The 8,558-nt window shown below is 71.3% G+C and carries 9 protein-coding genes; 5 read left to right on the forward strand and 4 right to left on the reverse strand.

Annotated elements, in window-relative coordinates; all coding sequences use genetic code 11:
* A partial coding sequence (locus D3105_RS30075) for an MSMEG_1061 family FMN-dependent PPOX-type flavoprotein (protein WP_118906075.1) occupies window positions 1-560 on the reverse strand: 560 nt, incomplete at its 3' end.
* Window positions 561-776: 216 nt separating this feature from the next.
* Between D3105_RS30075 and D3105_RS30080 the strand changes: the two genes are divergently transcribed.
* From D3105_RS30080 to D3105_RS30095, 4 genes are all read left to right on the forward strand, one after another.
* Window positions 777-1,850 carry a FecCD family ABC transporter permease gene (locus D3105_RS30080; RefSeq protein WP_118906076.1) on the forward strand — a complete coding sequence of 358 codons (1,074 nt, stop codon included), beginning with the start codon at window positions 777-779 and terminating at the stop codon, window positions 1,848-1,850.
* The gene (locus D3105_RS30085) at window positions 1,847-2,932 is read left to right on the forward strand and encodes a FecCD family ABC transporter permease (protein WP_118906077.1); all 1,086 of its coding nucleotides are present in this window, start codon (window positions 1,847-1,849) and stop codon (window positions 2,930-2,932) included. The genes D3105_RS30080 and D3105_RS30085 overlap by 4 nt, the downstream gene beginning before the upstream one ends.
* Window positions 2,933-2,951: 19 nt before the next feature.
* The gene (locus tag D3105_RS30090; RefSeq protein ID WP_118906082.1) at window positions 2,952-3,806 is read left to right on the forward strand and encodes an ABC transporter ATP-binding protein; all 855 of its coding nucleotides are present in this window, start codon (window positions 2,952-2,954) and stop codon (window positions 3,804-3,806) included.
* Window positions 3,807-3,907: 101 nt separating this feature from the next.
* A complete protein-coding gene (locus D3105_RS30095; protein ID WP_118906078.1) occupies window positions 3,908-4,939 on the forward strand; it encodes an iron-siderophore ABC transporter substrate-binding protein in 1,032 nt (343 codons plus the stop codon).
* 78 nt (window positions 4,940-5,017) lie between these two features.
* Here D3105_RS30095 and D3105_RS30100 read toward each other — a convergent pair whose 3' ends face one another.
* On the reverse strand, window positions 5,018-5,635 hold the full coding sequence (locus tag D3105_RS30100) for a YceI family protein (protein ID WP_118906079.1): 618 nt from the start codon (window positions 5,633-5,635) through the stop codon (window positions 5,018-5,020).
* 247 nt (window positions 5,636-5,882) lie between these two features.
* Between D3105_RS30100 and D3105_RS30105 the strand changes: the two genes are divergently transcribed.
* A complete protein-coding gene (locus tag D3105_RS30105) occupies window positions 5,883-6,407 on the forward strand; it encodes a hypothetical protein (RefSeq protein WP_030714730.1) in 525 nt (174 codons plus the stop codon).
* A gap of 56 nt (window positions 6,408-6,463) precedes the next feature.
* On the opposite strand, the gene D3105_RS30110 is transcribed toward D3105_RS30105, so the two are convergent.
* Window positions 6,464-7,135 carry a peptidoglycan-binding domain-containing protein gene (locus D3105_RS30110; RefSeq protein ID WP_425315767.1) on the reverse strand — a complete coding sequence of 224 codons (672 nt, stop codon included), beginning with the start codon at window positions 7,133-7,135 and terminating at the stop codon, window positions 6,464-6,466.
* 161 nt (window positions 7,136-7,296) lie between these two features.
* Window positions 7,297-8,508 (reverse strand): glycoside hydrolase family 64 protein, encoded by a 1,212-nt coding sequence (locus tag D3105_RS30115; RefSeq protein ID WP_206272956.1) that lies wholly within the window; start codon window positions 8,506-8,508, stop codon window positions 7,297-7,299.
* Window positions 8,509-8,558: the final 50 nt, after the last annotated feature.

The following is an 8,558-nucleotide window of genomic DNA, read 5'->3' on the forward strand; positions in this document are numbered from 1 at the left end:
TCTTCCGCCCCCGCCCACGTCTGGGGCGCCCACACCCCCGACCGCTTCAGCGACGCCGGGCAGTGGCGGAAGATCTCGTCGATCTCGACGACCAGGGCGAGCTTCGGGCGCTGGCCCTTCAGCGTCATCGCGTCGAAGAACGGGGCGTCCGTGAGGATGCGGGCGCGGCCGTTCACGCGCAGGACGTCCATCGCGCCCGGTATCAGGTAGAGCAGGCCCACCCGCGGGTTCGCCAGGATGTTGTGGAAGCTGTCCGCGCGGCGGTTGCCCGGGCGGTCGGGGAGGGCGATCGTGCCCCGGTCCAGGACATGGGTGAAGCCGGGGGTGCCGCCGCGTGGGGTGGAGTCGCAGTTGCCGTCCGCGTCGGACGTGGCCAGGGTGCAGAACGGCGAGCGGGCCAGCAGGTCCAGGTCGTCGTCGGTGAGCCGGTCGTGGACCTTGTCGATGACGATCGGGTGCGGGGTGCCCAGAAGCTCGCGCAGCTCGTCCGCCGAGCCCAGGAGTACGGCCCCGGCCAGCGGACCGGTGGCGGGAACGGTGGGGTCTGCGGCGTACGACAAGGCGGTGCTCCGGAGCTCGTGGGGTGCGGCAGCGCGCCGCGCCGGCAGCGCTGTTAGGGTGACCTTACTTTGGGCCTTCTTGTGTTTCCCGTCCGGGGTGGACCGCCCGATGAGGGCGTCTCCCGCGCGCCGGGGGCGCTCCCCGGCGCCGACGAACCAGCGTGAGGAACGAACAACAGTGCACCACCGCATTCCGGCTGCCCCGGCGGCCGGGTCGTGAGCGGCTCGACCTTCCTGGAGAAGGGGAGGGAGACGTCGGCCGGCGGCGGCAAGGAGGCGCGGCGCAAGCGCAGCCGGCCCGTGCTCGCCCTCGGGCTGCTCGCCGCCCTGGCCGTGCTGTTCCTCACCGCCGTCGCCAGTCTCGCCATCGGCTCCGGGGACGTGCCCTTCCGCGATGTCGTCGACGGGGTGCTCGATCCGGACACGGCCGTCAAGGGGCAGCTCATCGTCCAGGAGGTCCGCATCCCGCGCACCGTCGCCGGGCTGCTGGCCGGTGCGGCGCTGGGCCTCGCCGGCACGGTGATGCAGGGCGTCGCCCGTAACCCCCTCGCCGACCCCCAGCTCCTCGGCATCAACGCCGGCGCGTCCGTGGCCGTCGTGTGCTCGATCACCCTGCTCGGGTTCACCGTCGCCACCCAGTTCATCTGGTTCGGTTTCCTCGGCGCGCTGCTCGCCGCGCTCCTCGTGTACGGGGTCGGCTCGCTCGGGCGGGAAGGCGCGACACCGGTGAAGCTGGCCCTGGCCGGGGCCGCGACCGCCGCCGTCCTCACCTCGGTGACCAGCGCGATCCTGCTTCAGGACCGGGGCAGCTACGACCAGTTCCGGTTCTGGCAGCTCGGTGCGCTGACCGCCCGCAGCTCCGAGGTGCTGTGGCAGGTCTCGCCGTTCATCCTGGTCGGCACCGTCCTCGCCCTGGCCCTCGGGCCGCAGCTCAATGCGCTCTCCCTCGGCGACGACCTCGCCCGCGGCCTCGGCCAGCGCGTCGGGGCCATCCGGATGGTCTCCGCCCTGGCCGTCGTGATCCTCTGCGGCGCGGCCACCGTCGTCGCCGGGCCCATCGGCTTCGTCGGGCTCGCCGTACCGCACGCCGCCCGCCTCATCACCGGGCCCGACTACCGCTGGGTGCTCCCGTACAGCATGGTGCTCGCCCCGGTCATGCTGCTCGTCGCCGACATCGTCGGCCGGGTCATCGCCCGACCCGGCGAGGTCCAGGTCGGCGTGATCACGGCCGCGATCGGCTGCATCCCCTTCATCTGGCTGGTCCGCCGCAGGAAGCTGGTGGAACTGTGAACCGGACACCCGTCGTGGCGAAGGGCGCCCCGGGCGCGGACCAGGAGCGCCTCGCCGACGCCGTACGCCAGGTCTCCGACGTACGCGGCCGGGGCCTGCGCCGCTCCGTCCTCGTCGGCTCGGGCCTGTTCGCCGCCGTGGTCGTCGTGTTCGGGCTCTCGCTCAGCTTCGGCGACATGGTGATGCCCATCGGGAAGGTCGTCGCCACCCTGTTCGGCGGTGGCGACGGCGGATCGCGGTTCGTCGTGCTGGAACTGCGGCTGCCCCGCGCCCTCCTCGCGATCCTCGTCGGCGTCGCGTTCGGACTCTCCGGAGCCGTCTTCCAGACCGTGCTGCGCAACCCCCTCGCCAGCCCCGACCTCATCGGCATCAGCGCCGGGGCCAGCGCGGTCGCCGTCACCGCCGCCCTGCTCTTCCAGGTCAGTGGCCTCGCCCTGTCCGCGAGCGCCCTCACCGGCTCCCTGGTCGCCGGAGCCGCCATCTACCTGCTCGCCTGGCGGCAGGGCATCGCCGGACAGCGCCTGGTCCTCGTCGGCATCGGCGTCGGCATGGGGCTCTCCAGCATCGTCTGGTACGTGATGGCCCGCTCCGAGGTCACCGACGCGCAGGAGGCGTTCCGCTGGCTCGCGGGCAGCCTCAACGGCCGCTCCTGGAACCAGATGTGGCCGCTCCTCATCGCCCTCGGCCTCCTCGTACCGCTGACCGTCCTCGCCGCCCACGCGCTGCACCCCCTCCAGCTCGGGGACGACGCGGCGGCCGGGCTCGGAGCGAAGGTCGAGGGCGTCCGGCTCGCGCTGCTGGGCTGCGCGACCGCGCTCGCCGGGGTCGCGACCGCCGCCGCCGGGCCCGTCGGGTTCGTGGCGTTCGTCGCCGCTCCGATCGCCCGCCGACTGGTCCCGGGCCGGGGCGCGGCCCTGCCGCAGGCCGCCCTGACCGGGGCGCTGATCGTCCTGGTCGCGGACTTCGCGGCGCAGCACCTGTTCCCGGTGCAGCTGCCGGTCGGCGTGGTCACCAGCATCATCGGGGCCCCGTATCTGCTGCTGCTCCTGGCCCGCGCCAACCGCGTCGGCAGCGGGGGCTGAGATGGAGAAGTCCCCGGACATGGCGACGTATCGAGAAGACGACGACGAAAGGCGTGGCCCTGTCGTGGCCGAACACACTCTGGAAGCCCGGGACGTCCGGCTCGGCTACGGCGAACGCGAGATCGTCCCCGGTCTGAGCGTGGCCGTGCCGCCCGGCAGGATCACGGTCATCGTCGGCCCCAACGCCTGCGGCAAGTCGACCCTGTTGCGGGCGATGGCCCGGCTGCTGGCCCCCTCCGCGGGTGCGGTCCTCCTGGACGGCCGGTCCATCCAGGAGATGCCGACCAAGGAGGTCGCCTCCGTGCTCGGCATCCTCCCGCAGAGTCCCACCGCCCCGGAGGGCATCACCGTCTCCGACCTCGTCGGCCGCGGCCGCTACCCCCACCAGGGGTGGTTCCGCCGCTGGAGCGCCGAGGACGACCGGGCGGTCGCGCAGGCGCTGCTGTCGACCGACGTCCTCGAACTCGCCGACCGGTCGGTGGACGAGCTGTCCGGCGGCCAGCGCCAGCGGGTGTGGATCGCGATGGCGCTCGCCCAGCGCACCGACATCCTGCTGCTCGACGAACCGACGACCTTCCTCGACGCCAGCCACCAGCTCGACGTCCTCGACCTGCTCACCGACCTCAACCGCGAGCAGGGCGTCACGATGGTGGCCGTGCTCCACGACCTGAACCTGGCCTGCCGGTACGCCGACCACATGATCGCGATGAAGGCGGGGCGGATCGTCGCGGAGGGCCGGCCGGTCGACATCGTGACGGCGGAGCTGGTCGGCGAGGTCTTCGGGATGCGCTGCTCGGTGATCGAGGACCCGGCGTCGGCCACCCCGATGGTCGTGCCGCTGGGCCGCCACCACATCAAGGACCAGGCCGCCTGAGCCTTGTCCGTACGGCGGCGGACACCCGGGGTGCAGGGAAGCGGGGCATGCGGGTCAACCCGATGGCACCGTTGTCATTAGGTGAGGCTAACCTAAAGGGCATGAACGCTTCCGCTTCCCGCGCCCGGCGCGCCCGCCGCACCCCCGTCCTGGTGGCCGGCGCCGTCGCCGCCCTGCTCGTCGGCCTCTCGGCCTGTGGCTCGTCGGACGACTCCGACAGCTCCGCGTCCTCCTCCGCCTCCGGCGGTGCGTCCGAAGGCGACTTCCCCGCCAAGGTGGAGACCAAGTTCGGCGAGGTCACCGTCGACAAGCAGCCCCAGCGCATCGTCGCGCTCGGCTGGGGCGACGCCGAGACCGTGCTCGCGCTCGGCGGCCAGCCGGTCGGGGCCAGCGACTGGCTGCCGTTCGGCGGAGAGGGCGTCGGCCCGTGGGCCAAGGGCATGTACGACAAGAAGCCCGAGCTCATCGGCACGATGGAGCCGGAGTTCGAGAAGATCGCCTCCCTCCAGCCCGACCTGATCCTGGACACCAAGTCCAGCGGCGACCAGACCCGCTACGACACCCTGAAGAAGATCGCCCCGACCGTGGGTGTGCCGAAAGGCGGCGACCAGTACAAGCTCTCGTGGGAGCAGCAGACCACGATGATCGCCGCCGCCATGGGTGTACCGGAGAAGGGCAAGGAGCTGATCGCGGAGACGGAGAAGAAGTTCGAGGCCGCCGCGAAGGCCCACCCCGAGTTCAAGGACAAGACCATCACCGTCGGCTCGCGTACGTCCGAGGGCTTCGGCGTCTACGTCGGCGGCACCGGGCGCATCGACTTCGTCGAGCGGCTCGGCTTCAAGAACAACCCGAAGGCCGAGGCCCAGGCCGGCGAGGGCTTCTCCGTGTCCGTCTCCAAGGAGAACCTGGACCTGCTCGACGCCGACCTGACGGTCATGACCCCGATCGGCATCCCGGCCACGGACATCAGCGACGACCCGCTGTACAAGGCCGTCCCGTCGGTGAAGGCGGGCAACGCCATCGTTTTCGACGACAAGGACATCTCGCAGGCGTTCGCCACGGACTCGATCCTGTCCGTCTCGTACGCGCTGGAGAAGGTCGTCCCGCTCTTCGCGGAGAAGGCCGCGAAGTAGCTGACCTCCGTGCGCACGCGCGGCGCCCCGTCCCCGGGGGATCCGGGTGCGGGGCGCTGCGCGTGAGAACGGACGAGGTCAGGCCGCCGGAGCCGCCTTGATCGCCGAGATGTCGAAGGTCAGCTTCACCTTGTCGCTGACCATCACGCCACCGGTCTCCAGCGCCGCGTTCCAGGTCAGGCCCCAGTCGGAGCGCAGGATGTCGGCGCTGCCCTCGAAGCCGACGCGCTCGTTGCCGTAGACGTCGGTGGCGGAGCCGTTGAACTCCAGGTCGATGGAGAGCGGGCGCGTGATGTCCTTGATGGTGAGGTCGCCGGTGATCCGGTACGCCTCGCCGCCCAGCTGCTCGGCCTTGGTCGAGCGGAAGCTCATGAGCGGGAACTTCTCGGCGTCGAAGAAGTCGCCGCTGACCAGGTGGCCGTCGCGGTCGGCGATGCCGGTGTCCACGCTGGCGATCTTGACGTCGATGGAGGCGGAGGAGTTCGCCGGGTCCGTGCCGTCCAGCACCAGGGTGCCCTCGTGCTCGCCGAAGGAGCCGCGCACGTTGGTGACCATCGCGTGGCGCACCGTGAAACCGATGCTGCTGTGCGCCGGGTCCAGGGCGTACGTGCCGGTCAGGGCGGCGAGCGCCGGGTCCACCGCGGTGGTCTGGGCGGTCGGGGCGGTGGCGGTCGACTTGCGGTTGAACAGAGCCATGGCTCCTCCTCGGGGGACGTGTGCGTGGAGGTTGTTTAACCTTCAACGAGATTGACTGTAACTCCATCTTGTTCAAGTTTCAACCTTTCGGGCTGTGCGGGTGTGGTGCGGGTGGATGCGGGGGCGCCTCGGAGCGTCCCTGCCCTCTGGCGACGCGCGTAGAACTCGGGCACTATCTCCCTGCCCCCGGTGTGCGGACCCGTGCCCGTACGCCCACCGTTCTGTCATGAGCAGGAGGAATCCCCCCATGGTGACCCGTCCACGACTCCGCTCGGCCCTCACCGCCCTGGCCCTCGTCCTCGGCGCGCTCTTCGCGCCCGGGATCGGCGTCCTCGGCGGCGGCGCCACCGAGGCGCACGCCGTGACCAAGCTGACCCACGCGCAGGCGACCTCCCGGTTCAGCTCGTCCGGGATCACCTGGTCGTCCTCCGGTGGCTGCTCCAACCGGAACAACCCCACCTGCACCTCGTTCGACCAGCTCAACCTGGCCAGCGCCCAGGGCGCGCAGACCCTCAAGAGCGCCACCGGCTGCGCGCTCAGGATCACCGGAGGGACGGAGACCGGGCACGCCGGCGGCACGTACTCGCACTGGAACGGCTACAAGCTCGACTTCGCCAAGAGCACCTGCGTGAACAACTACGTCACCGGCACCTTCACCTACATCGGCACCCGCGGCGACGGCGCCCGCCAATACCAGTCCGGATCCGGCAACATCTACGCGGACGAGGGCAACCACTGGGACGTCACCTACTACAACTGCGGCGGCTGCTGACAGGGGAGCCTCTCCGGGGGCCGTCCCGCACCGGGGCGGCCCCCTTCCCGCGCGTTCTACGGGATCGGGTCGGCGTCCGGGCCCTCCTGCTCCAGCAGGTCCCGGGCGAAGTCCTCCCACTGCGCGTACCGGTCCGGATACGCGGACCGCTGGACCGCCTGGCACACGTCGCCCGGCTCCATCGACTCCCAGCCGTCGACCTGGAGCAGCCCTGGATTGGCACTGGGCGAGGGCAGCCCGTAGAACGACTTCGACGCGGTCGGTACGTGCGTGATCTGCGACGGCGTGCCCCAGCCCATGCTCGGGCGCTGCTGGAAGACGCCGAGCGAGTCATGGTCGACCGGCGAGGTGTAGTTGACGAACTTCGACTCCTGCATCGCCGTCATCAGGGCGATGACCTGGGCCTCCTCGGAGAGCTCCGCCCCCTTTCCGACGCCGATGACCGTCCGGGCGTGCGAGAGCTGCTCCGGGCCGAGATCGGACGGGGCGGCGAAGAACGTCCGCAGCTTGCTGTCCGGGGCGGTCTTGAGCAGGTGGGCGGTGGCGGTGTCCACCCGGCCGGTCGCGGGCAGGCCGTAGCTCTGCTGGAAGGCGCGCAGGCCGTGCGCGCCGGAGGCCTGCGGGGCGGGTGACGGCGGCGGGGCGGGGTCCGCGTGCGCCGGGGCCGCGGCGGTCAGCAGGAGTCCGGTGGCGAGCGCCGTGAGCAGCCGGTGGGGGAGTCGGTTCATTCGCATACGGCACCGTCCCGGGGCGGTGGGACGAAGTCAAGAACGCCACACGTCGTGTCAATTGATGAGATATCGGCTCTCGGCCCACGACGGGCCCGGGGCGGACATGCGCGTGCCCCCGCCGGGCGGGCGGGGGCACGCGCAGACCTGCCGGGCGGGTGTCAGGAGCCCACGCTCACCGTGAAGCGGCGCGGGTTCCCGTCGTGCGCGGCGCCCGAGACGTCCGGCTCCCCGTCCGGGCGGACGTCGTCGTACGGGAACGCGTAACCGATCGGGCTGTTCGCGTGGACCACCCGGGACCAGTGGTTGGTGACCGCGGTCTTGTAGTAGTCCGCCGTGGACGTGCCGTTCGGCTGGCTCGGGTGGCTCAGCATGATCGAACGGTTGAAGCCCGCCGCGAGCCGCGCCAGGATCGCCTTCTTGTCGTCGGAGTCGCCCGGGTTGTTGGTGAACGGGCCGTGGTTGCAGGTGAAGATGTCCTTCGTCTCCGGCTTGGTGAAGGTGTGGCCGCCCTCGAAGGTGAGGACGTCACCGCTCACCCGGCCCGCCAGCGTGCCCCGGCCGCCCTGGAGGTCGATGCGCAGGTCCTCGGAGCGGTACTTCTCCCACACCTCGTCGATCTGCGCCTCGAACAGGCCCCGGAACGGCATCTCGTCCGGTCGGTCGAAGTACGGGGCCATGATGTTCTGCGGCGAGACGACCCGCAGCACCTTGCCGTCGTCGTCCCGCGTGATCAGCTTGTCCCAGGGCTGCCCGTCGGCGGCCGCCTGGGCGGTGAGGTCCTCCGCGATCCGCTCCACCGCGCCCTCCGGGTGCGGGGTCACGACATGGGTTGCGTCCCCCTCCAGCGTGATGCCGATCGGCAGCGCGGTGATCAGGTCCACGTAGCTGATGTTGGAGTACAACTGCTCGGTGTTGAAGGTGAACTCGGCGAACGCCCAGGTCCGCCCGTAGTTCGGGTCCGTCGGTGTCGCGAAGGCCGGCTCCACCAGGGACGGGCCCGGGTTGAGGAAGAAGTCCAGCTTGTCGTCGCGGACGAAGTAGACCCGTGCCCCGTACATCTGCGGCAGGGTCAGCACGACCGGTCCCGCGCCCGCGCCCTTGAGCGGGATGGCGCAGTCGACGGGCAGCGGGGTCTGCGGCGCGCCGGGGGAGTCGGGGCGGTAGACGCCGCCGTCCGGCTTCAGCAGCACCCAGCGGTCGGTGCCCAGCTCATGGCCGGTCACATACGCGTGCACCGTGCCCGGCAACGACTTGTTCTCCAGGGCCAGTTCGCAGGTCGCGGGGGCGGCCGACGCGCGCGGGCTCAGCGCGGTGCCCCAGGCGGGGTACGTGAGCGCCGCGGCCGATGCGGCGGCGCCGGTCAGGAACATTCGGCGTGAAATCACGAGGGGACTCCCGAGGTGGTGGGGGGCCGCAGGCG

The organism is Streptomyces globisporus (genome assembly GCF_003501885.1).
Classification (GTDB): Bacteria; Actinomycetota; Actinomycetes; order Streptomycetales; family Streptomycetaceae; genus Streptomyces; species Streptomyces globisporus_D.

What these genes read in the sequence shown, in the direction of transcription:
- D3105_RS30105 (WP_030714730.1), top strand. Translation starts at nt 5,883, where the DNA reads ATGGTGACCCGTCCACGACTCCGCTCGGCCCTCACCGCCCTGGCCCTC.
- D3105_RS30090 (WP_118906082.1), top strand. Translation starts at nt 2,952, where the DNA reads ATGGCGACGTATCGAGAAGACGACGACGAAAGGCGTGGCCCTGTCGTG.
- D3105_RS30095 (WP_118906078.1), top strand. Translation starts at nt 3,908, where the DNA reads ATGAACGCTTCCGCTTCCCGCGCCCGGCGCGCCCGCCGCACCCCCGTC.
- D3105_RS30100 (WP_118906079.1), bottom strand. Translation starts at nt 5,635, where the DNA reads ATGGCTCTGTTCAACCGCAAGTCGACCGCCACCGCCCCGACCGCCCAG.
- D3105_RS30110 (WP_425315767.1), bottom strand. Translation starts at nt 7,135, where the DNA reads ATGAACCGACTCCCCCACCGGCTGCTCACGGCGCTCGCCACCGGACTC.
- D3105_RS30115 (WP_206272956.1), bottom strand. Translation starts at nt 8,508, where the DNA reads ATGTTCCTGACCGGCGCCGCCGCATCGGCCGCGGCGCTCACGTACCCC.